This window comes from Corynebacterium phoceense, from assembly GCF_900092335.1.
Lineage (GTDB): Bacteria > Actinomycetota > Actinomycetes > Mycobacteriales > Mycobacteriaceae > Corynebacterium > Corynebacterium phoceense.
The window spans coordinates 867,966-890,163 of record NZ_LT596208.1; the positions used below are offsets into that span (position 1 = coordinate 867,966).

Here is a 22,198-nt window from a genome sequence, read left to right on the forward strand (position 1 = left end):
CTATTGTATTATTTCCACAATCTCGCAAGGAGATAGAAACCATGACTGCACGCGTTGTGCTCGCGTACTCCGGTGGCCTGGATACCTCGGTCGCCATTCCGTACCTCGCTAAGATGACCGGCGGCGAGGTCATTGCCGTCTCGCTCGACCTAGGCCAGGGTGGCGAGGATATGGAGTCCGTGCGTCAGCGCGCACTGGACTGTGGCGCCGTGGAGTCCATCGTCGTGGACGCCAAGGACGAGTTCGCAGACAACTACTGCCTGCCGGCCATCCAGGCCAATGCCATGTACATGAAGCAGTACCCGCTGGTCTCTGCTATTTCCCGCCCGCTCATCGTCAAGCACCTCGTTGAAGCTGCCCAGGAGCACGGCGGCACGCATGTCTCCCACGGCTGCACTGGTAAGGGCAATGACCAGGTCCGCTTCGAGGTCTCCTTCCGCGCCCTCGACCCGTCCCTGGAGATCATTGCACCGGCGCGTGACTACGCCTGGACTCGTGATAAGGCGATTGCCTTCGCTGAGGAAATCAAGCTGCCCATCGAGCAGTCTGCGTCCTCGCCGTTCTCTATCGACCAGAACGTCTGGGGCCGTGCCGTCGAGACCGGCTTCCTCGAGGACCTGTGGAACCCGCCCACGAAGGATCTCTACGCCTACACCGAGGATCCTGCCCTGGGCAACGCCCCGGACGAGGTCGTCATTTCCTTCGAGGAAGGCAAGCCTGTCGCCATCGACGGCAAGAAGATGACCGTCCTGCAGATTATCGAGGAACTCAACCGCCGCGCCGGCGCTCAGGGCATCGGCCGCCTCGACATGGTCGAGGACCGCCTCGTGGGCATTAAGTCCCGCGAGATTTACGAGGCACCGGGCGCCATCGTCCTCATCAAGGCCCACGAGGCCCTCGAAGACGTCACCGTGGAGCGCGAGCTCGGCCGCTACAAGCGCCTCGTCGACTCCCGCTGGTCCGAGGAGGTCTACGACGGTCTGTGGTTCAGCCCGCTCAAGCGCTCCCTCGACGCCTTCATTGGCGAGACCCAGAAGACCGTCTCGGGCGATATCCGCATGGTTCTGCACGCGGGTACCGCCACCGTCAACGGCCGCCGCTCCTCCCAGTCGCTGTACTCCTACGATCTGGCCACCTACGACACGGGCGACACCTTCGACCAGACCGCAGCCAAGGGCTTTGTCCAGCTTCACGGCCTGTCCACCCAGATCTCCAACCAGCGTGACCGCGAGGGCGGTTTCCCCACCGGAAAGTAGGTTCACATGGAGCAGCACAAGACGAACGAAGGCGCGCTGTGGGGCGGCCGCTTCTCCGGCGGCCCGTCTGAGGCCATGTTTGCCCTGTCCGTGTCCACGCATTTCGACTGGGTGCTCGCTCCCTATGACGTGCTGGCCTCCAAGGCCCACGCCAAGGTCCTGCACAACGCCGGTCTGCTCACGGACGAGGATTTTGCCACCATGCTCAACGGGCTCACGCAGCTCGGAGAGAAGGTCGCTTCGGGCGAGTTCCGCCCGCTGCCCACAGACGAGGACGTCCACGGCGCCATGGAGCGCGGCCTCATCGATATCGTTGGCCCCGAGGTCGGCGGCCGCCTGCGCGCGGGCCGTTCCCGCAACGACCAGGTCGCCACCCTCTTCCGCATGTGGGTCCGCGACGCCGTGCGCGACATCGCCATCCAGGTCACTGAGCTTGTCGATGCCCTCTCGGCCCAGGCCGCAGCCCACCCCGATGCCATCATGCCGGGCAAGACCCACTCCCAGGCCGCCCAGCCCGTCCTGCTTGCACACCAGCTGCTCGCGCACGCGCAGCCGCTGCTGCGTGACTGCGAGCGTATCCAGGATCTTGACAAACGCCTGGCCATCTCGCCCTATGGCTCGGGTGCCCTGGCGGGTTCCTCGCTGCACCTGGACCCGGAAGCCATTGCGGAGGAGCTCGGCTTCGACTCCGCTGCGGAGAACTCCCTTGACGGTACGTCCTCGCGTGACTTCGCGTCCGAGACGGCCTTCGTCCTGGCTCAGATTGCGATCGACATGTCGCGTCTGGCGGAGGAGATCGTCTACTGGTGCACGCCGGAGTACGGCTATGTGACTCTCGACGACGCATGGTCGACGGGCTCGTCAATTATGCCGCAGAAGAAGAACCCGGACGTCGCCGAGCTCACGCGCGGCAAGACCGGCCGCCTCATCGGAAACCTCACCGGACTTCTGGCAACCCTGAAGGCGCAGCCACTCGCGTATAACCGCGATTTGCAGGAGGACAAGGAGCCCATCGTGGACTCCGTGGCGAACCTCAACCTGCTGCTGCCCGCGTTGACCGGCCTAGTCTCTACGTTGACCTTCCACGAGGACCGCATGCGCGAACTGGCCCCTCGTGGTTACACCTTGGCCACTGACTTGGCCGAGTGGATGGTGCGCCAAGGGGTGCCGTTCCGTGAGGCACATGAGGCATCGGGAGCATGCGTGCGCATCGCCGAGTCCCGTGGCGTTGACCTTATCGAGCTGACCGATGAGGAGCTCGCCAGTGTCGACGCGCGACTGACACCGGCTGTACGCGAGGTACTTACTATCGACGGTGCGGTTGCGTCGCGCTCAACGAAGGGCGGCACCGCCGGTGTCCGCGTCGCCGAGCAGCGAGCCAATGTCGATGAACTTGCCGCCGACTTTCGGTCGTGGGCCGCCACCCCGGTGATACCCCACAAGTAAACGGCATATCCCCCGTACGTGGGGGTTAACGATAGTCCTATTGAAAATGGCCCAGCACGTAGTGTGCTGGGCTTTTTTGTGTCTCGCTACTCTGTGTCAAGTGAGACACGACTTAAAATAAGTGAAACCAGTCACTGAAAAGCGTGCTTTTCGTTACTCTTCTATGTCGGCGAAGGTTTTCGCGAAGAAATTTACTAACTGTCTGTGAAGGTACACCGCATGTCTATAACTTCTCGTCCGGCGCCCTCAGAAGAGGGACGCGCGGTCTTTGACGCTGAGGATCATGGTCTTCAGCAGGGAATGGGCAAGCGCCAGCTGCAGATGATTGCCATCGGCTCCGCCATCGGCACAGGTCTTTTGCTTGGCTCAGGTAGCCGTCTGCAAACTGCTGGCCCCTCGCTCGCCATCCTTTATCTCATTTGTGGCTTCTTTGGCTACATCATTCTCCGGGCCCTCGGCGAACTTATTGTCTACCGCCCGAGCTCTGGTTCCTTTGTTTCTTACGCTCGTGAGTTCTATGGAGAAAAGGCCGCCTTCGTCACGGGGTGGCTCTATTGGGGCAACTGGGCTATGACCCTCGTTGCCGACGCAACGGCGGTCGCGATTTACATCAAGTGGTTTGGCCAGTACACCACGTGGCTTGATGGAATTCCCCAGTGGACACTCGCCCTCGTCGTGGTCGGTTTCATCTTCTTCTTCAACATGCTCTCCGTCGCTATCTTCGGCAAGCTCGAGTATTGGTTCTCGATGATCAAGGTCGTTGCACTGGTGATCTTCATGCTCATTGCCATCGGCGTCCTCATTCTCGGCCACCCAGAGGGGACTCCCACCGGCTTTAGCCTCATTACGGACAACGGCGGATGGATGCCGAACGGCCTGCTGCCCGCAGTGATCGTAATTCAGGGCGTCGTGTTCGCCTACGCCGGCATCGAGCTCGTTGGCACCACCTCGGGTGAGACTGAGGACGTGCAAAAGCACATCCCGTCGGCCGTGAACTCGGTTCTCTTCCGCATCGTGGTGTTCTACTTCGGTTCTATCCTGTTGCTCACGCTCGTTCTTCCCTACACGGCATACGCCTCGGATACCTCACCGTTCGTCGTATTCTTCGAGTCACTCGGCATCCCGTACGCTGCCGCTATCTTCCAGTTGGTCGTGATTACCGCCGCCATCTCGTCGCTCAACGCCGGGCTGTATTCGACTGGGCGCATCATGTACAACATGTCGCAGGCTGGCTCCGGCCCTGCCTTTGGCAAGCGCATGTCAGACTCCGGCGTGCCCTACGGCGGCATCGTCATGGCTGTGCTCGTCGCACTAGCTGGAGTTTTCCTCAACTACGTGGTGCCCGAAATGGCCTTCGAAATCGTCTTGAACCTCGCAGCTCTTGGCACCCTCGCGTCGTGGGTCGCCATCGTTTTGGCACACCAGCGCTTTGTTCGTCTAGCCGCGCGCGGGAAGTTTACCCGCCCGGATTATCGCTCGCCCTTTGGCGTCGTTGGGGATTGGGTGACGGTGATCTTCGTAGGCATCGTCCTCGTGCTCATGGCCTTCGACTATCCCATCGGCTCCTATACGCTGCTCGCGACCATCGGCCTCATTCCCGTCTTCGTTGGCCTGTGGTTCTTGTGGCGTGACCGCATCAACGCCATCGCGGAGGAGCGCAAGCGCACGCATCTGCCAAGCTTCCGCTTTACGGCGGATCCGCACCAAGATCTGCACCCGAAGCGGTAACATCTTGCTTCGGCCACGCTGAACACATTTTGACTTTGAGAAAGGACTCATTTCCCCAATGATGATTAAGTTTGTCGACGTGACCAATATGGCCCGCTGGATCCAGCGTGATGGAGTTGAAAACATCATCACCGGCATGGTCGACTACCTCGAGCGCGACTACAAGCGCTGGGCTCGTTTCGACAAGATCCCGCGAGTAGCTTCGCATACGCCCTTTGGCGTAATCGAGCTCATGCCGACGTCCGACGGCGAGGAATACTCGTTCAAATATGTCAACGGCCATCCCTCCAACCCCGCACGCGGTTTCCAGACCGTGACTGCTTTTGGAGTTCTTGCGGACGTAGATAACGGTTATCCGACCTTCGAAGCGGAGATGACCCTTCTCACTGCCTTGCGCACTGCTGCAACGTCCGCGATGGTGGCAAAACACCTCGCCCGCCCGGATTCCAAGCGCATGGCCATGATCGGCGCTGGCTCTCAATCCGAGTTCCAGGCCTTGGGCTTCCGCGGTGTCCTCGGCATTGAGGATCTCACCATCTATGACATTGACCCAGCGGCGGTAGAGAAATTCAAGCGCAACCTCGAGCCGCTTGGCTTCAACATCACGGTGTGCTCGAGTGTTGATGAAGCAGTGGTAGGTGCCGACATCATCACCACATGCACGGCCGACAAAGCGCAAAACCAGATCTTGGCCGAGCGTCACGTCGCCCCCGGCGTGCACCTCAACGCGGTGGGCGGTGACTGCCCAGGAAAGACGGAGCTCGAGGAAAAGATCCTTGATATGTCGAAGGTGTTCGTCGAGTTCCCCGAGCAGACCCGTATCGAGGGCGAAATCCAGCAAAAGCCAGCAGACTTCCCAGTCGTCGAGTTCTGGAAGGTGCTTACCGGCGAAGAGACAGGTCGCGATAATCCTGAGCAGATTACGTTGTTCGATGACGTCGGATTTGCCATCAATGATTTCTCTGCGCTGCGCTATGTGCGCGATGCAGTTGCGGGGACGGATCTAGAATCTGAGATCGACATCATCGCTAATCCCGACGACCCAAAGGATCTCTTCTCACTCGTTGCCCACGTCCCAGCTCCGCTCTGATCTGGTCTGACCCGGGTCGTACCGGATGACTGGTGCGACCGCTCGAGGGGGTGAGTACGCCGCGCGTGCCTGACGCAGTCTGCGCGCGGCGTCCCGTGTACCCTATGAAGTTATGAGTCTCGATCCGAAGTTGCTAGAGGTCCTTGTTTGCCCGCAGGACAAGGGCCCTTTGACGTATCTGGAGGACAAGCAGGTGCTTGTCAATGAGCGCAAGGGGATTGCCTATCCCATCGAAGATGGCATCCCTGTCATGCTCGTCGATTCCGCCATGGCCTGGCCACCGGACGCCGCCTAGGCGCGAAATTTTCCACACGTCACAGCCGCGCACAGCGGCTACTTCGAAGAGAAAGATCACACTTCCATGAACATCATTGATGAGCTGCAGTGGCGCGGCCTCATTAATCAGTCCACCGACCTTGATACGCTCCGTGAAGCGTGCGAGAACCCCATCACGCTTTACTGTGGGTTCGACCCGACGGGCGATTCCTTGCACGCCGGCCACCTTGTCCCAATGATCATGTTGCGGCGTTTCCAAAAAGCTGGACACCACCCGCTGGCGCTGGCCGGTGGCGCAACCGGCTTCATTGGTGATCCCCGCGACGTGGGGGAGCGCTCCATGCTCTCCGAAGAAACCATTCAGCACAATCTCGAGGCCATTAAGAAGCAGCTGCGCCGCTTCGTCGACTTCGACGGTGAGAACCCCGCCGAGATGGTCAACAACGCTGATTGGACTGCGAACATGTCCGTCATCACCTTCCTGCGCGACGTGGGTAAGAACTTCTCGCTCAACACCATGCTCGACCGTGACACGGTCAAGCGCCGCCTGGAGTCCGACGGCATTTCCTATACGGAGTTTTCCTACATGCTGCTCCAGGCCAACGACTTCCTCACGCTGCACCGCGAGAAGGGTTGCGACCTGCAGATCGGCGGCGGCGACCAGTGGGGAAATATCGTCTCCGGTGTCGACCTTATCCGTCGCGTGGACGGCGACAAGGCCCACGCCCTGACCGTTCCTCTTGTCACCGACGCGCAGGGCCAGAAGTTCGGCAAGTCCACCGGTGGCGGCAAGTTGTGGCTCGATGCGGAGAAGACCTCCCCGTACGCCTGGTACCAGTACTTCCTCAACGCCGGTGATTCCGTGGTCATCGACTACCTGCGTTGGTTCACCTTCCTCACCCAGGAAGAAATCGCCGAGTACGAGGAGAAGGTCGCCAACGAGCCCTTCCGCCGCGAAGCCCAGCGCCGCCTGGCACAGGAGATGACGAACCTCGTTCACGGAGAGGATGCCACCAAGGCTGTAGAGCTCGCCGCCCAGGCTCTCTTCGGCAAGGCCGAACTCACCGAGTTGGACGAGGCCACCCTTGCCGGTGCTCTCCAAGAGACCACCGTCGCCGAGATCGCCGCTGGTGAACAGCGCACCATCGTCGATCTGCTCGTCGCCTCCGGTCTCGCCGACTCTAAGGGTGCGGCTCGCCGCACCATTAAGGAAGGCGGTGCCTACGTGAACAATGCACGCATTGAGTCCGAGGACTGGGAGCCGGCCGACGAGGATCTGCTCCACGGTTCCTGGCTCGTGCTGCGCCGCGGTAAGAAGAACTTCGCTGGTGCGAAGCTTGCCTAGCTAGCACAGCTGCAAGGTCGTTGGCTGTGGTTTCCACAGATTCACCGCCCTAAGTTCGTCCCCCTCGCCCTCGTGACGTGGGGGACTTCGTCTTTAACCTGCAGATTTGTGGGAAACAACGGAGCTGTGTAGATTATTCCAAGTCGCCGCGGAAACGAGGTGACAACGACATGAACTGCAGGTTGACAAGCCTTAAAGACTTGCACTACAGTGAGTGTTCGACCGCTTCGAGAAGGGGTATCCCGATAGGATGAAACTTTTTGAGTGCGGATGATGTTTGAGAACTCAATAGTGTGCCAAGTACTTTTTATTTTTGTCTGTTTCAGATGGTGTGAGTGCTGTTTGTGCTGGCTTCTCTGGATGAGGGGTTGGTTGGTGTGTGCCGGGTGGCGTTGTTCGAAACACGCGTCACTGTAAACTTTTAAGTTTGTTTATCGGTGCATATGTGAACGGTTGTCGCATTTGTTTGTGATGGTTGCTGGCCCCTCTTTTGCCCCGTCGGGTGTGGGGTCAGTGTTGTTTATTTTATGTAATTTTTGGATATGCCAGGTCATTGCCTTATTCGTTGTTTGGCGATGGGGTTGTGGCGTTGGTTTGTTCTTTTGCTTTGGTATTGGGCTTTTCACGGCCTATAAGCCTTTATCGGATTTTTTCTGATTGGTTTTTGTGGAGAGTTTGATCCTGGCTCAGGACGAACGCTGGCGGCGTGCTTAACACATGCAAGTCGAACGGAAAGGCCTGGTGCTTGCACTNGCGTCACTGTAAACTTTTAAGTTTGTTTATCGGTGCATATGTGAACGGTTGTCGCATTTGTTTGTGATGGTTGCTGGCCCCTCTTTTGCCCCGTCGGGTGTGGGGGTCAGTGTTGTTTATTTTATGTAATTTTTGGATATGCCAGGTCATTGCCTTATTCGTTGTTTGGCGATGGGGTTGTGGCGTTGGTTTGTTCTTTTTGCTTTGGTATTGGGCTTTTCACGGCCTATAAGCCTTTATCGGATTTTTTCTGATTGGTTTTTGTGGAGAGTGGGAGAGTAAGTTACCGCCGACATAAAAACAACAAACAACAACTACATAACACGCAGCGAGGACCGAAAGACAAAAAGTGTCTTTCGGCCCTCGCTTCTTTTACGCGTTTTACAGGGACGCCGCACACCCTCTTCACATGACAAGCCCGTCTAGGCGCCGGCGTGTCATTGGTGAAACATGAACGAGTCACAACACTCTCTTCGGTTTGTAGACGACTCATTCACACTTCAACGCACGTAGCGGGTAAGTCGCACCGGCCCGGCGGCAGTCCTTGGTAATGTTCTAGCGCTCCATGCGTTAAAGGAGGGCCGTGGCTCGGATTGTTTTGGTTTCGTACTTGTGACGTAATTGCTCTCGGAGTAACCGCTCGCCATTTCGATCCGAGGGATGGTTGATGTACTCAAGTTCGCCAATTTCAGGCGACGGGAGCTCATTGAAATACTGCCGTTTCTTTAGCTGGTTCCCGCGGTGGCCGCTAGGGTTTTGTTCCCGTAGCGGGTAGTATGGCTGGGTATTTGATTGATTCATCGAACTGGAAAGTGCAAGGCTATATGTCTGACTCCAACAGCTACGGGCGCCGCGATGGCGATCGCCGTGGCGGTAAGCCACAGGGGAAGTTTTCTGGCCGTAATGGCCGTCGCGACGAGGGTCGCGGGCGTTCGTCGTTCGGCTCCGGGCGCGATGATGACAACCGTCGTGACCGCCGTGAGGACGGCGAGCGCCGCGGATACCGTGGCGATCGTAATGAGCGCCGTGATGACCGTCGCGGCGGCCGTAACGATCACCGTGACGACCGACGTGGTGGTCGCAACGACCACCGCGGTAATGGCCGTCGTGACGACCGCCGTGGAGGTGGCCGTCGCGATGACCGCCGTGATGAGAAGAAGCGGAGTCACTCGCCGCAGCGTTCGGGCTTCCGTGAGGAACGCATCAATCGTCGCCAGAACGACCCGGATGTCCCGTCCGATATCGATATGAACGAGCTTGATCCTTCGGTGCTTCAGGACCTGAAGTCGTTGTCGAAGGATAATGCTGAGGCGACTGCTAAGCATATGATTATGGCTGCGATGCTCATGCAGGACGACCCGGAGCTCGCATTGCGCCATGCACGTGCGGCAAAGGATCGCGCGGGTCGTGTGTCCGTGGCACGCGAGATCAATGGCGTTGCTGCCTACCACGCAGGTGAGTGGAAAGAGGCTCTGGCGGAACTGCGTGCGGCACGCCGTATTTCCGGCGGCCCGGGCATGCTTGCTGTCATGGCGGACTGCGAGCGTGGGCTCGGCCGACCGCAGAAAGCTATTGAGCTTGGCCGCAGTGAAGAAGCCAAGATGCTCGATCGCGATGGCGAGATTGAGCTCGCTATTGTCGTTGCTGGTGCACGCCTTGATATGGGGCAGGCGGAAGCAGCCGTGGTCACTATCCAGCGCGCACGCCCGGATAAGGCGGCACGCGGCGGGAGCGCTGCTCGTTTGAGCTACGCATACGCCAACGCACTGCTGGAGGCTGGTCGTACGGACGAAGCTAAGGAATGGTTCAAGCACACTGTCGCGATCGACGAGGACGAAGCGACTGACGCCGCTGATCGTCTCAAGGAACTGTAATGAGTCTATTGTCCACGCATGATGCCTTGTTGCTCGACTTAGACGGGACAGTCTGGGAGGGCGGCGTCGCTCTTCCCGGTGTCGCTGACGTGCTTAACGCCTGTGGCGTCAAAGCCATTTACGTGACTAATAACGCGTCGCGTGCGCCTGAAGAGGTGGCGTCGATGTTGCGCGCTATAGATATCCCGGCCGATCCAGAGCATGTTCTTACCTCTGCGCAGGCGGCAGTCTCCCTCGCCTCACAGCACATCAAGGCAGGCTCCAAGGTGTTGGTGGTCGGTGCGGACTCGTATAAGAAGCTTGCGCGCGACGCAGGTTTTGAGGTCGTTTCTTCGGCAGACGACAAGCCGGTGGCGGTTCTCGAAGGCATGAGCAAGGACCTTGGGTGGCGCGAACTGTCTGAGGCGGCGCTGGCTATCCGTGCGGGCGCGCAGTTCTTTGCATCCAACCTAGACACCTCGTTGCCTACGGAGCGCGGTCTTGCAGTGGGCAACGGTGCACTCGTCGCGGCTATTACGACGTCGACGGGCGTGGAGCCGCTGTCTGCGGGCAAGCCCGGCCCTGAGATGTTCATTCAGGCCGCTAAGATGATGGGCTCCTCGAAGCCTTTGGCTGTCGGTGACCGTCTCGACACGGATATCTTGGGCGGCAATACCGCTGCGATGGACACCTTCCACGTGCTTACCGGAGTGAGCGGCCCGATGGCTCTTATCGAGGCGCCGGAGAAGCACCGTCCCGATTACATTGGCGCGACACTGGCAGATCTGGGTCTCAAGCGGGCAGAAGCACGTCCGGGTGCGCAGGGTGGTTTCACGGCCCGCGTCGATGGTTATGATGTCCTGCTTGAGCATGGAGATGAGGGCGCTACACCGACGCAGGCGCTGCGTACCGTGCTCGAGGTCGTCTGGGCGCTGCCCAAGCCGCCACGCTACATCCAACCGCGTTCTGAGGCAGCGGAGCGTGCGGTCAAGGCGTGGTGGTGATGCCTGCACCAACTCCAGGGTCCATGCCTGGTCATCGGCCCGCCCCGAAGCCGCATGATCCGCACTCGGTGGTGAGTCCTGAGTCCGTCGACACGCGTGTCGGTGATATCTTGGGCGAACCGGCAGCGGATCTGCGCGAAGAATTTGAACAGCTTGATCGCGCGCACACGGTGCTGCGTGACGTACTTCAGGAGAACTAATGGCCCTCAAACGCCGCCGTCTCGACGCAGAGCTCGTGCGCCGCAAGATTGCGCGTTCACGTGAACAAGCCGTCGACTGGATTAAGGCTGGTCGCGTCTACGTCGGGGGCTTCCAAGCCAAGAAACCAGCGACCATCGTCGAGCCTGAAGTCTCCATTCGCGTTGAGAAGGCCGAGGAAGACGATTGGGCATCGCGCGGCGCACACAAGCTGTTGGGCGCGCTGGAGGCGTTTGATGTCTCGGTTGACGGGCTGCGGGTGCTCGATGCAGGGGCATCGACAGGCGGTTTTACGGACGTGCTCCTGCGCCATGGCGCGCGGGAGGTGCTTGCCGTTGATGTGGGCTATGGACAGCTACTGTGGCGTCTGCAGAACGACGAGCGCGTCATGGTTCTCGACCGGACGAATATTCGTAACCTCACGCTTGAGGTCACGGAAGGGCCATGCGACGCGATGGTGGGCGACCTATCGTTTATCTCGCTCAAGTTGGTTCTGCCCGCCATTGTGGAGTGCTTGAACGATGGGGCATTCTTGCTCCCGATGGTCAAGCCGCAGTTCGAGGTGGGAAAGGACCGCTTGGGGCACGGTGGCGTGGTGCGATCGCCGGAGCTACGGGCAGAGGTCACGGAAGAAATCGCTGCCTTTGCCCGGACCCTCGGACTAAGCTGCAAAGCAGTGGCTGCGTCACCGCTACCGGGTCCGAGCGGAAACGTTGAGTATTTCCTCTGGCTGGTCAAAGACGGTGGAACGACGCATCCAGATGCCGAGGCTTTGCACGACATGGTTGTGCGGGCCATTGAGGAAGGACCCCAGTAATGACCGCAACGCCGGACCGCACGCAGGACGCGCAGCGGACGATTTTGCTTGTGCCGCACACCGGGCGCGAAGACAATGTCGCCTCCATGCGTCGCGCTGCGGAATTGTTGCGCGACGCGGGGATTACGGTGCGCGTGTGCGCGACGCCGGCACCGGGCGTCGATCTGTCGGGACTGGATCTCGTTCCGCACGAGCCGGCCTCGGCCGAAGGGTGTGAGATGGTGCTCGTCTTGGGCGGTGATGGCACCTTCCTGCGCGCCGCAGACTTGGCGCATGCGGTGGACATCCCGGTTCTGGGCATCAACTTGGGCCACGTGGGCTTCCTCGCTGAGTGGGAGGCGGAGTCCCTGGAACAGGCCATCGAGCGGGTGATCTCGCGAACCTACCGCATTGAGGATCGTATGACGCTCGACGTTGTCGTCTATGACCGCGCCGGCAAAGAGATCGGACGCTCGTGGGCGCTCAACGAAGCCAGCGTGGAAAGCCTCGACCATTCGGGAGTGCTGGACGCCGTGCTGGAAATTGACGCCCGCCCGGTGTCGTCCTTTGGGTGCGATGGTGTGCTTATCTCGAGTCCCACGGGGTCTACGGCGTATGCCTTCTCCGCTGGTGGACCAGTGTTGTGGCCGGAGCTCGACGCCATTCTCGTGGTACCCAACAACGCGCATGCCTTGTTTACCAAGCCTTTGGTGGTCTCGCCGCAGTCGCGAGTTGCCGTGGAATCCGAGTCGTCGACGTCCGAGGCACAGGTGAGCATGGACGGCTTTCGGCGGTTGGATATGCCTGCCGGCGCGCGCGTGGAGGCCGTGAAGGGTGAGCGCCCCGTGCGCTGGGTGCGTCTCGACAATCAACCCTTTACGGATCGTCTGGTGAGCAAGCTCCGGCTGCCTGTGGCGGGGTGGCGCGGCCCGCAGCGCGGCGGCGACGACTACTCGGTCTAACTCGTTGCCGGACGTGGGCGCGGACGTGTGGACGCTTCGAACACAAATACGATAGACTACGGGGCATGCTAGCAGACATCACGATCGAGAACCTGGGCGTTATCGAACGCGCCAGCGCGGAGTTGTCCTCGGGATTGACCGTGCTTACCGGTGAGACCGGTGCAGGTAAGACGATGGTGGTCACTGGTTTGCGCCTGCTTGCGGGCGGACGTGCAGATTCCACGCGTGTGCGCCAGGGCTCGAAGAAGGCCTCGGTGGAAGGCACATTTGCCGTGGATACGGCGGCGCCGGATATTGCGCAGGCGGCCGCGACGGTCGTGGAGGACGCGGGCGGCTCGCCGGATGAGAACGGCGAGTTTATCGTGGCGCGTACGGTCTCGGCTGCGGGGCGTTCGAAGGCGTACCTGGGCGGACGTTCAGTGCCGGCGGCGACGTTGGGGGAATTCTCGTCGCTCGTGCTTACGGTCCATGGGCAAAACGATCAGCTGCGGTTGCTCGCGCCAGAACAGCAGCTCGGAGCCGTGGATCGGTCGGATCCGGCGGTCGCGCCGCTGCGCGAGGCCTACGCAGAGTCATTCCGTACGTGGCGTGCGTTGGCCAAGGACTATAAGACGCGCACGGAGTCGCGGCGCGAGCTGGCACAGGAAGTGGACCGGCTTCAGTTCGCGGTCGATGAGATCGATGGCATGCACCCGCAGTCGGGTGAGGACGTGGATTTGGTCGAGCGCATTCGCAAGCTCCAGGACGTTGATGGTCTGCGCGAGGCGGCCACGGTCGCGTTGGGGAGCATCGACGGGCAAGAGGGCTTCGAGGAAGATGCGGCCTCGTCCTTGTTGGGGCAGGCGCAGGCGCAACTGTCGGGCGTGGAGGATAAGCAGCTCAAGGCGTTGGGGGAGCAGCTGGCGGAAATCACGTCGCGCTTGGGCGACATCGCCGGTGAGCTTGGCGCGTACCTGGCAGATTTGCCTGCGGATCCGGAGGAACTGGAGAGGTCGCTTACGCGGCAGCAAGAGCTGAAGACACTCACCCGGAAGTACGCGCCGGATATCGACGGCGTGCTTGCGTGGCGGGATCACGCGAACGAGCGGTTGGCGTCTATTGACACGTCCACGGAGGCGCTGGAAGAGCTGGCCAAGCAGGTCAAAGCGGCGGAGTCTGAGATGATCGCGCACGCGGCGACACTGACGGCGGCGCGTGAGGACGCGGCGCGGCGCCTGGGGGATGCCGTGACGGCGGAGCTCAAGGGGCTGGCCATGGCGTCCTCGGAGTTCACGGTCGCGGTGAAGGACGCCCGGTATTCGAGGACGGGCGCGAACGAGGTGGAGCTGCAGCTCAATGGCCGGCCGCTGGCGGCGACGGCATCGGGAGGCGAGCTCTCGCGCGTCATGCTGGCGCTCGAGGTCGTGCTTTCGGCGAATACGGAGGGCACGACCATGGTCTTCGACGAGGTCGACGCTGGCGTGGGTGGCCGCGCCGCGGTGGAGATTGGACGCCGCCTGGCGCGGTTAGCGACGCGCAATCAGGTCATCGTGGTGACGCACCTGCCGCAGGTGGCGGCGTATGCGACTACGCACCTCCACGTGGCGAAGGATATGTATACCTCGGGCGTGAGCACGCTCAGCGAGAGGGAACGCGTAGAGGAGCTGGCGCGCATGCTCGCGGGACTCGACGGCACGGAGACGGGGCGTGCGCACGCGCAGGAGCTCTTTGACCGCGCACAGGCGGAAGTCGCGGAGTTCCGGCAGGAGAAAGCGAATAAATAGGCCCGAGCCGGGGATGCTGCCGCGCGCCTCCCACGCTGGGAGGCCTAGAAGTGGGACAATCGCGCGCATGAGTTTGTTTTCTCGCACTACCGACGCACCCGGTGTCACTGGCACCCTGCGCGATTGCACGCCCGGCGGCAAAGGACTGAAGAAGTTCGGCGCGGGGGACTTCGCCGTGGTCGACGCCGCGAATATCTCTCGTCAGGAAGCCCAGCAGCTGGTGGACTTGAAGCCGGCCGCGGTCATCAACACCGCGGAATTTAGCACCGGTAGCATTCCCAATTACGGACCGCACATGTTGCTCGACGCCGAAACGCAGCTCGTGGAGGGCGTGGGCCCGCAGTTCCTCGAGGCGATGAAGGACGGGAAGAAGGCGCGTCTCACTGATGACGGCACTGTCTATCTGGGAGACAAGCAGATTGGCTCTGGCACCGTCATCGAGCGCGGCCAAGCGCAGGCGCGCTTTGCCGAGGCCGAGCGCAACCTCATCGACCACATGGAAGCCTTTTTCGGCAACTCAATCCAGTTCATCCACTCGGAAGGCCCGCTACTTATCGACGGCTTGGGTATTCCGGAGTCGGGTGTGGAGATGCGCGGCCGCAAGGTCATGGTCGTCTCGCCCAGTGAGGACCACCGCGCCAAGGTGAAGTTGCTGCGCAACTTCATTCGCGAATACGAGCCCGTCATCGTGGGCGTCGACTCCGCAGCAGACTCGCTCGTGGAGATGGGCTACAGCCCGGATCTCATCGTGGCAAACCCGGAGACGGTCAAGGCGGAGACGCTGCGTTCGGGCGCGCGCGTCATCTTGCCGGCCACGCCGGACGGCACGGCACCGGGCCTGGAGAAAATTCAGGACCTGGGGGTGGGTGCGATGACCTTCCCGTCCGCGACGGATTCCTCGACGGACCTGGCGCTGCTGCTCGCGGACTTCCAGGAAGCGGACATGATCGTGCAGGTAGGAGGCTCTGTCGACCTCGACGATATCTTTGCGGACAAGGCACACGCGACGCCCGCGGCGTTGCTTGCGCGCATGAAGACGGGCACGAAGCTCGTCGACGCGGACTCCGTCATTACGCTGTACACGGCACCGGCAGGCGGAAGCCTGGGCTGGCTGTGGGCGTTGCTCGGCATCCTCGTTGCGCTCGCCGTCATCGTGCTCATCGCGGGCTTGGGCGGGGACGCCTCCTTCGGCGAGAACCTCTCCGCCACGTGGTCCAACCTCACCGAGACGGTCGCAGGATGGTTTAACTAATGCCACAGCGATTCTCTTCTTCTGGCCCGGTCATCGCAGGCAGTGGCTTCGGGGTGGCCGTGGGCGTGGCTATCGGCGCATTCGCGCTGGGCCCCACGGTCGCGGGTTCTGCGGGTGGCGATGACGCCGTGCGCGATGAATTCCGCCAGGTCGTCCAGGACAACCAGGTGCTGCAGGCGCAGTCCAAGTCCGGCGACTCGGTCGTCTCCGAGCTCTCGCCCACCATGGTGGATGGCAGCCTCGCTGGGCGCCCGGTGCTCGTCATGACGACGTCGAACGCGCAAAGCAATGAGGTCGACGGCATCAAGGCGCTGCTCGCCTCCGCGGACATCGAGGACGCCGGAACGATTGACTTGGCGGATGCCTTCTTCGATCAGTCGCGCGCGGACGAGCTCAAGTCGCTTATCGCCAACACGCTGCCCGCCGGCGCGCAGCTGTCCACCAAGCAGCAGGACATGGGCACCCACGCGGGCGAGTCCCTCGGCGCTGCGCTCTACATGGATCCGGAATCCACGCAACCGCTGGCCTCCGTCGCCGACCGCGCGACGGTGCTCCAAGCGCTGCGCGATGCCGGATTCATCGACTACGAGGATGGGACCATTCTGCCCGCCCAGGCCATCGTCGTCATCGACGGCAAGACGTCGGGCACTGCGGGCGATGAGTTCAAGTCCGATAACCTTTCTGCCATGCTCACGGCCTTGAATAAGACGGGCCGCAACGCCGTGCTCGCCGGAAGGATAGAGTCGACGTCGGATGAAGGGGTCATCGGCAAGCTCCGCTCCGCGAAGGGCAACGAGGTCTCCACGGTCGATTCCATCGACCGTTCGTGGGCGCGCATGGCGACGGTGCTCGCGGTGCGCGAGCAGCTCGACGGCGGCCACGGGGCCTATGGTGCGGCCGCAGATGTCGATGCCGCCGCGCCGCCGCTGCCGAATGCCGCCAGCTAACCTCTGGAAAGGATGACAGGCAATGTCGCATGAATTTAAGACTCTGCGCTCGGAGCTGCTCCTTGACGCACCGATTATCGCGGTGCGCCGCGACGAGGTCGTCATGCCCGACGGCCACGTGGCCAGCCGCGAGGTCGTTGAGCACTTTGGCGCCGTGGCCATCGCCGCGGTGGACGATCAGGGACGTATCGCGATGGTCAACCAGTACCGCCGCTCCGTCGACCGCCACCTGCTTGAGCTGCCCGCAGGATTGCTCGACATCAAGGGCGAAGACGAGCTCACCGGCGCCCAGCGCGAGCTGCAGGAAGAGGCCGGGCTTGCCGCTGAGCAGTGGGCGACGCTTGCAGACCTCGTTACCTCGCCGGGCTTTTGCGAGGAGGCCGTGCGCGTCTTTCTCGCGCGCGATCTCCACGAGGTGGAGGCGCTCCACGCCGTGGGCGACGAGGAGGCAGACATGGACTTCCTGTGGCTGCCGCTCGAGGAGGCCGTCGCGAAGATTCTTTCCGGTGAGATCGTCAACTCCATCGCCGTGGGTGGCATCCTCGCCGCGGATCGCGTCATCAACCATGGCGGAGCCACCCGGCCTGCCGATGCCCCCTTTGACCTGCGTCCCCAGTCCCTCGCCGCGCGCCGCCAGGGCCCGGACATGAAGAAGCTGTGAGTTCCTCTCAGCTAGACCTGCCCGCGCATCAGAGGGAACCGTCGACCCCGGCCCAGCGCATTGCCGCGACGTGGCTTAACCACTTGGCCGTCGAGCGGGGCGTCTCATCCAATACACTGAGCAACTATCGGCGCGATGTGCGCCGCTATCTCGGCTGGCTCGCCGAATCTGGGATCGAGGATCTCGGCGACGTCACCCGCTCCCATGTCGAGGCCTACCTCGCGTGGCTGCGCTCCACCATGGCGGCATCCTCGGCCAATCGAGCCCTCGTGGTCGCGCGCGGCCTCCACAAATTTGCCGTCGCCGAGGGCGTGCTGGGCCTTGACGTCGCCTCGGAGGTCTCGCCGCCCGCCCCGCCGCAGCATCTGCCGGATACTCTCTCGGTCGACGAGGTCGCACGCCTCATCGAATCCGTCCCGGACGGGGAGGCCGCGAGCCCCATCGACGTGCGCGACCGGGCGCTGCTCGAGCTGCTCTATGGCACCGGCGCCCGCATCTCTGAGGTCGTCGGCCTGGCCGTCGACGACATCCACGACGCACTCGAATCTGAGCCCGGCACGCCCGGCGTCCTGCGGATTACCGGTAAGGGCAACAAGGAACGCCTCGTGCCCGTGGGCTCCAAGGCGCAGGCCGCCGTGCGCGCCTATCTCGTGCGTGCGCGTCCCGTGCTGAGCGGGGGACGTACGCCCGCGCTCTTCCTCAATACCCGGGGCAACCCGCTCACGCGGCAATCCGCCTGGGCCGTGCTGCAGACCGCCACACAGCGCGCCGGACTCGACGCGAAGGTCTCGCCACATACCTTGCGGCACTCCTTTGCTACGCACCTGCTCGAAGGCGGCGCCGACGTGCGTACCGTCCAAGAACTCCTAGGTCATTCCTCGGTGACGACGACGCAGATCTACACGCACGTCACAGCCGATGCGCTCCGTGAGACCTGGCGCACGGCTCACCCGCGCGCCTAGACCGTAGTTTCCGGGCCGTTCGCTGCGACGGCTAGACTGGGCCCGTTCATCTTCTGTTCATCGTCCACTGGCGCGGCACATTGAGTACCGCGTCGACCATAAAGGTTGTGATCCCACCCGTGCCGACGACTTCTCACTCCGTGTTCCTGTCCTCGCGCCGCCATCTGGCTGCCGTTTGCGCCGCCGCGGTGCTTACCGCTCCGGCTCTCGCCGCTCCGGCCATCCTCGCGCCGCTTGGCGAGTCGCCCGTTCCCGCGGCCTCCGCGCAGATTCCCGAGGGCATGACTCCGGAGGCCGTCCAATCCATGCTCGCGACTCCCGTGAGCGTCGCCGCGGGCCAAACTACCACGGTCTCCCTGCCCGTGCCTGTCGAAGCCTCCTATTCCGGCGGCGGATGGTCCGTCTCGGCATCCGGCGGTTCCGCCACGATTACCGCCCCCGCCGAGGGCGGCCAGGTCTCCATCCCGGTGAGCTACCAAGGCTATTCCGGCACCATCACGCTCGTCTCGACCGCGCCGGAGAAAGCCGACGTCGGTGGCACCGGTAACGGCGGAAACGGCGAGGGCGGCAGCGACGGCGCGGAAGGCGCCGGCAACGACGCTTCTGTCAATGGCTCGGGCGGTGAGGGCACGCAAGGTGACAACGGCGCTGGCGGCTCCGAGGGCGGCAGCGGTTCTGCCGAGGGAACGAACGGCGGCGCCGCGGGGGATGTGACCGGTGGTGAGGCTGACGCGAACCTTCCCGTCGTGCCGGGGGAGAAGCCCACACGGTCGGCGGCGAGCCCCGCTGATGCCTCCGCAGCCGAGCACATCTACCTCGAGTCGACCATCAAGGACAACGTCATTACGGCCCAGATGGACGTGAGCCAGGCGCTCGATCTCTATAACCGCTTCAAGGACATGGACCGCAACAGCGTGACGCTGCGCTATATCGACGCGGACGGCAACATCATTGAGGGCGTCCAGCGCGATATCAATACCACCGCGCGCACCCTGACGCTGACCTACCCCGAGGGCCAAGCACCGGACAACCCGTTTATCATGCAGCTCATCCGTGAGGATGGCTCCGGCGTGGTCGCGGACGTCACCCTGCGCGACCCGCACTACGCGTCCGCTGACCATGTCACGCGCGAGCAGCTCGAGGAGGAACAGGCTGCGCATGATTCGGCGGATTCCTCCAACACCAAGCTCATCGTTGCCGGTGTCGTCATCGTCGTCCTCATTGTGGCGCTCATCGCCGCCCTCGTCGCACTGGCGCGCAAGCGCCGTTCCGCGCGCTCAACGACTCTATAGTCTAGCCTTTACCCTTTACTTTCCGGAGGCTTTGAGGGTTATGCGTCGTGGTTGCGCGGCGGCGGGTACGCTGTAAGATACGTCAAAGGGAAATGACACGGCTGTAAGACGGCGCGCCGACGGGCATGCTGGCAGCCCCGCCGGTGGGCGATGCATCGGTAGAAGTCAAGGAAGTAGGTGTGACTATGAGTGAGGACGGCCTCTTCGACGCCTCCGAAGTAGAGGTGGGCCTAACTGGTCGCCCGGTGCGTGAGCTCCCGGAGCCGGCCCCGCTGGAGTCCCACGGTCCCGCAACCATCTTGTCCATGTGTAATCAAAAGGGCGGCGTGGGTAAAACCACCTCGACCATTAACCTGGGCGCGTGCCTCGCGGAAGCTGGACGTAAAGTCCTCCTCGTTGACTTGGACCCGCAGGGCGCATTGAGCGCCGGCCTCGGCCTTACGCATGACGAGATTGAAGACACCATCTACGACGTTATGCTCGACAATCAGGTGTCCATTCACTCCGCGATTAAGCGCACGCCCATCGCAGGCCTTGACCTTGTTCCCGCCAACATCGACTTGTCCGCGGCGGAGATTCAGCTCGTCAACGAGGTCGGCCGCGAGCACACGCTCGCCCGTGCGCTGCGCCCCGTGCGCCGCGATTACGACTTCATCATCATTGACTGCCAGCCGTCCCTTGGCCTGCTCACCGTCAATGCCTTGGCCTGCTCGGCGGGCGTCATCATCCCGATGGAGTGCGAGTTCTTCTCCTTGCGCGGCCTGGCACTGCTCACGGACACGGTGGAAAAGGTCGCCGAGCGCATCAACTTCGATCTGGAGATCCTCGGCATCCTCGTCACCATGTATGACCGTCGTACCAAGCATGCCCGCGAGGTCATGTCGAGCGTCGTCGACTACTTCGGAGACAAGGTCTTTGACACCGTCATCACGCGCACCGTCCGTTTCCCGGAGACGTCCGTCGCCGGCGAAGCAATCACCACATGGGCGCCGAATTCGCAGGCGGCGAAGCAATACCGCGACCTCGCCCGCGAGGTCATCGAGCGCACCTCGAAGTAGTGAACGCTACTCATCCCCTTGCGCCTTCTCACGCACCCAACCAGGAGGCCGTCCAGCCGGAGATCACCGGCTTTCGCATCGCCCTGAAGAACTTCGAGGGGCCCTTCGACCTGCTTCTGCAGCTCATCTCGTCGAAGAAAATGGACGTCACGGACGTCGCGCTCTCCGAGGTCACTGACGAATTTGTCGCCTACACCCGTGCGCTCGGCGCCACGGCTGACCTCGACGAGACCACGGAGTTTCTCCTCGTCGCCGCGACCCTTCTCGATCTCAAGGCCGCGCGCCTCTTGCCCCGCGGCGAGGTCTCTGACTTGGAAGACTTGGAACTCCTCGAGACCCGCGACCTGCTGTTCGCGCGCCTGCTTCAGTACAAGGCCTACAAACAGGTCGCAGACCTCATGGCGCGCTGGCAGCGCGAAGCGCGCCGCAGCTATCCCCGCGCGGTGGGCATGGAGGAACAGTTCGCGCAGCTGCTCCCGCCGGTCGCCCTAGGTCACACGCCCGCGAGCTTCGCTGAGCTTGCCGCCAGCGTCTTTCGTCCGAAGCCGCCCGAGGGCGTGGCGACGGGTCACATTCACCACGTGGCCGTCTCCGTACCCGAGCAGGCAGGAAAGATCCTCACGACGCTCAAGCTGCTGGGGCAAGGCAACTGGATGTCCTTTACCGCGCTCACCCGTGACTGCACCGTGTCCATGGAGGTCGTCGGCCGCTTCCTCGCGCTGTTGGAGCTCTACAAAGCGAAGGCCGTCGACGCGCAGCAGGAGGAGTCGCTCGGACCCCTCGATGTTGCATGGACTGGCCTCGACGTCGACCCGGCCGTCGTCGCGGCGGCTAACTGGGATTAGACTGCGAAGCCATGGATAGTTCCCAGCCGCGTCCCGCCTTGCCGCTCATCTCGCAGCAGCGCTCGCGTCTCGAGTCGATTCTGCTCGTCCTCGACGCCCCCGCGTCCGTCGAGGCTTTGGCGCGCGCCCTCGAGCTGGAGCCCACCGTGGTAAGTGACCACCTGCGTGCCATTGCGAGGGAATTCGATGAGCGTGGCTCAGGGTTCGACCTCCGTGAAACAGGGGAGGGCTGGCGCCTCTACACGCGCAAAGACAACGCAGAGGCCGTCGAAGGATTCCTCCTCGACGGCAGCCAGACCAAGCTTTCTCGTGCCGCGATGGAAACCCTCGCGGTCGTCGCCTACCGTCAGCCCGTCACGCGTGCGCAGGTCGCCGCCGTGCGTGGCGTCAACGTGGATGGCGTCATGCGCACACTCACCCTGCGCGGACTCATCCGCGAGATTGAGCACGAGGGCCTGGCCCACCAATACGAGACCACGGAGCTCTTCCTTGAACTGCTCGGCATCGACTCGCTACAGCGCCTGCCAGACCTGGCGCCGCTGCTGCCGGATGTGGACTCCATCCTCGAGGAGTACTAGCACCCGACAATCCGCGAATACCACGGCCAGACTATTCGGGGGTAGGATGGCCTGCGGTAAACAAAGCGTTTCCACGTCCAGCGCCCCGCGAGCAGGAGCTCGCGAGATTTCAACCGGAATGAACAAGGCGCCA

20 protein-coding genes are annotated in these 22,198 nt (G+C 62.3%); all 20 read left to right on the forward strand.

What is annotated here, in order from left to right:
- Positions 1-41 precede the first annotated feature (41 nt).
- Complete coding sequence (locus BN9444_RS08200) at positions 42-1,256, forward strand: argininosuccinate synthase (protein ID WP_066484400.1); 1,215 nt, start codon at positions 42-44, stop codon at positions 1,254-1,256.
- Positions 1,257-1,262: 6 nt separating this feature from the next.
- Positions 1,263-2,702 carry an argininosuccinate lyase gene (argH, locus tag BN9444_RS08205; RefSeq protein ID WP_066484398.1) on the forward strand — a complete coding sequence of 480 codons (1,440 nt, stop codon included), beginning with the start codon at positions 1,263-1,265 and terminating at the stop codon, positions 2,700-2,702.
- Positions 2,703-2,921: 219 nt separating this feature from the next.
- Complete coding sequence (locus BN9444_RS08210; RefSeq protein ID WP_066484395.1) at positions 2,922-4,430, forward strand: amino acid permease; 1,509 nt, start codon at positions 2,922-2,924, stop codon at positions 4,428-4,430.
- A gap of 61 nt (positions 4,431-4,491) precedes the next feature.
- Positions 4,492-5,520 carry an ornithine cyclodeaminase gene (locus BN9444_RS08215; RefSeq protein WP_066484716.1) on the forward strand — a complete coding sequence of 343 codons (1,029 nt, stop codon included), beginning with the start codon at positions 4,492-4,494 and terminating at the stop codon, positions 5,518-5,520.
- Positions 5,521-5,632: 112 nt separating this feature from the next.
- The gene (locus tag BN9444_RS08220) at positions 5,633-5,815 is read left to right on the forward strand and encodes a Trm112 family protein (RefSeq protein WP_066484388.1); all 183 of its coding nucleotides are present in this window, start codon (positions 5,633-5,635) and stop codon (positions 5,813-5,815) included.
- A 66-nt stretch (positions 5,816-5,881) separates the two neighbouring features.
- A complete protein-coding gene (tyrS, locus tag BN9444_RS08225) occupies positions 5,882-7,141 on the forward strand; it encodes a tyrosine--tRNA ligase (protein WP_066484386.1) in 1,260 nt (419 codons plus the stop codon).
- Positions 7,142-8,718: 1,577 nt separating this feature from the next.
- A complete protein-coding gene (locus BN9444_RS08230; RefSeq protein ID WP_082723252.1) occupies positions 8,719-9,768 on the forward strand; it encodes a tetratricopeptide repeat protein in 1,050 nt (349 codons plus the stop codon).
- Positions 9,768-10,751, forward strand: a complete 984-nt coding sequence (locus BN9444_RS08235) for an HAD-IIA family hydrolase (protein WP_066489238.1) — start codon at positions 9,768-9,770, stop codon at positions 10,749-10,751. Before BN9444_RS08230 ends, BN9444_RS08235 begins: the two co-directional genes overlap by 1 nt.
- Positions 10,751-10,951, forward strand: a complete 201-nt coding sequence (locus tag BN9444_RS14280) for a hypothetical protein (RefSeq protein WP_141629264.1) — start codon at positions 10,751-10,753, stop codon at positions 10,949-10,951. The genes BN9444_RS08235 and BN9444_RS14280 overlap by 1 nt, the downstream gene beginning before the upstream one ends.
- Complete coding sequence (locus BN9444_RS08240; RefSeq protein ID WP_066489234.1) at positions 10,951-11,766, forward strand: TlyA family RNA methyltransferase; 816 nt, start codon at positions 10,951-10,953, stop codon at positions 11,764-11,766. The genes BN9444_RS14280 and BN9444_RS08240 overlap by 1 nt, the downstream gene beginning before the upstream one ends.
- A complete protein-coding gene (locus BN9444_RS08245) occupies positions 11,766-12,707 on the forward strand; it encodes an NAD kinase (RefSeq protein ID WP_066489232.1) in 942 nt (313 codons plus the stop codon). Before BN9444_RS08240 ends, BN9444_RS08245 begins: the two co-directional genes overlap by 1 nt.
- Before the next feature lie 65 nt (positions 12,708-12,772).
- Positions 12,773-14,470 carry a DNA repair protein RecN gene (gene recN, locus BN9444_RS08250; RefSeq protein WP_066489230.1) on the forward strand — a complete coding sequence of 566 codons (1,698 nt, stop codon included), beginning with the start codon at positions 12,773-12,775 and terminating at the stop codon, positions 14,468-14,470.
- 67 nt (positions 14,471-14,537) lie between these two features.
- The gene (gene steA / locus BN9444_RS08255; protein WP_066512870.1) at positions 14,538-15,722 is read left to right on the forward strand and encodes a putative cytokinetic ring protein SteA; all 1,185 of its coding nucleotides are present in this window, start codon (positions 14,538-14,540) and stop codon (positions 15,720-15,722) included.
- On the forward strand, positions 15,722-16,669 hold the full coding sequence (locus BN9444_RS08260) for a copper transporter (protein WP_066512866.1): 948 nt from the start codon (positions 15,722-15,724) through the stop codon (positions 16,667-16,669). The genes steA and BN9444_RS08260 overlap by 1 nt, the downstream gene beginning before the upstream one ends.
- Before the next feature lie 22 nt (positions 16,670-16,691).
- Positions 16,692-17,330, forward strand: a complete 639-nt coding sequence (locus tag BN9444_RS08265; protein WP_066489221.1) for an NUDIX domain-containing protein — start codon at positions 16,692-16,694, stop codon at positions 17,328-17,330.
- 59 nt (positions 17,331-17,389) lie between these two features.
- On the forward strand, positions 17,390-18,292 hold the full coding sequence (xerD, locus tag BN9444_RS08270; protein ID WP_066489255.1) for a site-specific tyrosine recombinase XerD: 903 nt from the start codon (positions 17,390-17,392) through the stop codon (positions 18,290-18,292).
- A gap of 119 nt (positions 18,293-18,411) precedes the next feature.
- Positions 18,412-19,584 carry a hypothetical protein gene (locus BN9444_RS15380; protein WP_255356868.1) on the forward strand — a complete coding sequence of 391 codons (1,173 nt, stop codon included), beginning with the start codon at positions 18,412-18,414 and terminating at the stop codon, positions 19,582-19,584.
- A 185-nt stretch (positions 19,585-19,769) separates the two neighbouring features.
- Positions 19,770-20,642, forward strand: coding sequence for a ParA family protein (locus tag BN9444_RS08280; RefSeq protein WP_066489215.1), 873 nt, complete (start codon positions 19,770-19,772; stop codon positions 20,640-20,642).
- On the forward strand, positions 20,642-21,487 hold the full coding sequence (locus BN9444_RS08285) for a segregation and condensation protein A (RefSeq protein ID WP_066512849.1): 846 nt from the start codon (positions 20,642-20,644) through the stop codon (positions 21,485-21,487). Before BN9444_RS08280 ends, BN9444_RS08285 begins: the two co-directional genes overlap by 1 nt.
- A gap of 11 nt (positions 21,488-21,498) precedes the next feature.
- The gene (scpB, locus tag BN9444_RS08290; RefSeq protein WP_066512847.1) at positions 21,499-22,065 is read left to right on the forward strand and encodes an SMC-Scp complex subunit ScpB; all 567 of its coding nucleotides are present in this window, start codon (positions 21,499-21,501) and stop codon (positions 22,063-22,065) included.
- Positions 22,066-22,198: the final 133 nt, after the last annotated feature.

What these genes read in the sequence shown, in the direction of transcription:
- BN9444_RS14280 (WP_141629264.1), top strand. Translation starts at nt 10,751, where the DNA reads ATGCCTGCACCAACTCCAGGGTCCATGCCTGGTCATCGGCCCGCCCCG.
- BN9444_RS08210 (WP_066484395.1), top strand. Translation starts at nt 2,922, where the DNA reads ATGTCTATAACTTCTCGTCCGGCGCCCTCAGAAGAGGGACGCGCGGTC.
- recN (WP_066489230.1), top strand. Translation starts at nt 12,773, where the DNA reads ATGCTAGCAGACATCACGATCGAGAACCTGGGCGTTATCGAACGCGCC.
- BN9444_RS08235 (WP_066489238.1), top strand. Translation starts at nt 9,768, where the DNA reads ATGAGTCTATTGTCCACGCATGATGCCTTGTTGCTCGACTTAGACGGG.
- BN9444_RS08265 (WP_066489221.1), top strand. Translation starts at nt 16,692, where the DNA reads ATGTCGCATGAATTTAAGACTCTGCGCTCGGAGCTGCTCCTTGACGCA.
- steA (WP_066512870.1), top strand. Translation starts at nt 14,538, where the DNA reads ATGAGTTTGTTTTCTCGCACTACCGACGCACCCGGTGTCACTGGCACC.
- BN9444_RS08240 (WP_066489234.1), top strand. Translation starts at nt 10,951, where the DNA reads ATGGCCCTCAAACGCCGCCGTCTCGACGCAGAGCTCGTGCGCCGCAAG.
- BN9444_RS08245 (WP_066489232.1), top strand. Translation starts at nt 11,766, where the DNA reads ATGACCGCAACGCCGGACCGCACGCAGGACGCGCAGCGGACGATTTTG.
- BN9444_RS08260 (WP_066512866.1), top strand. Translation starts at nt 15,722, where the DNA reads ATGCCACAGCGATTCTCTTCTTCTGGCCCGGTCATCGCAGGCAGTGGC.
- argH (WP_066484398.1), top strand. Translation starts at nt 1,263, where the DNA reads ATGGAGCAGCACAAGACGAACGAAGGCGCGCTGTGGGGCGGCCGCTTC.
- BN9444_RS08215 (WP_066484716.1), top strand. Translation starts at nt 4,492, where the DNA reads ATGATTAAGTTTGTCGACGTGACCAATATGGCCCGCTGGATCCAGCGT.
- BN9444_RS08200 (WP_066484400.1), top strand. Translation starts at nt 42, where the DNA reads ATGACTGCACGCGTTGTGCTCGCGTACTCCGGTGGCCTGGATACCTCG.
- BN9444_RS08220 (WP_066484388.1), top strand. Translation starts at nt 5,633, where the DNA reads ATGAGTCTCGATCCGAAGTTGCTAGAGGTCCTTGTTTGCCCGCAGGAC.
- BN9444_RS08280 (WP_066489215.1), top strand. Translation starts at nt 19,770, where the DNA reads ATGAGTGAGGACGGCCTCTTCGACGCCTCCGAAGTAGAGGTGGGCCTA.
- BN9444_RS08230 (WP_082723252.1), top strand. Translation starts at nt 8,719, where the DNA reads ATGTCTGACTCCAACAGCTACGGGCGCCGCGATGGCGATCGCCGTGGC.
- tyrS (WP_066484386.1), top strand. Translation starts at nt 5,882, where the DNA reads ATGAACATCATTGATGAGCTGCAGTGGCGCGGCCTCATTAATCAGTCC.
- scpB (WP_066512847.1), top strand. Translation starts at nt 21,499, where the DNA reads ATGGATAGTTCCCAGCCGCGTCCCGCCTTGCCGCTCATCTCGCAGCAG.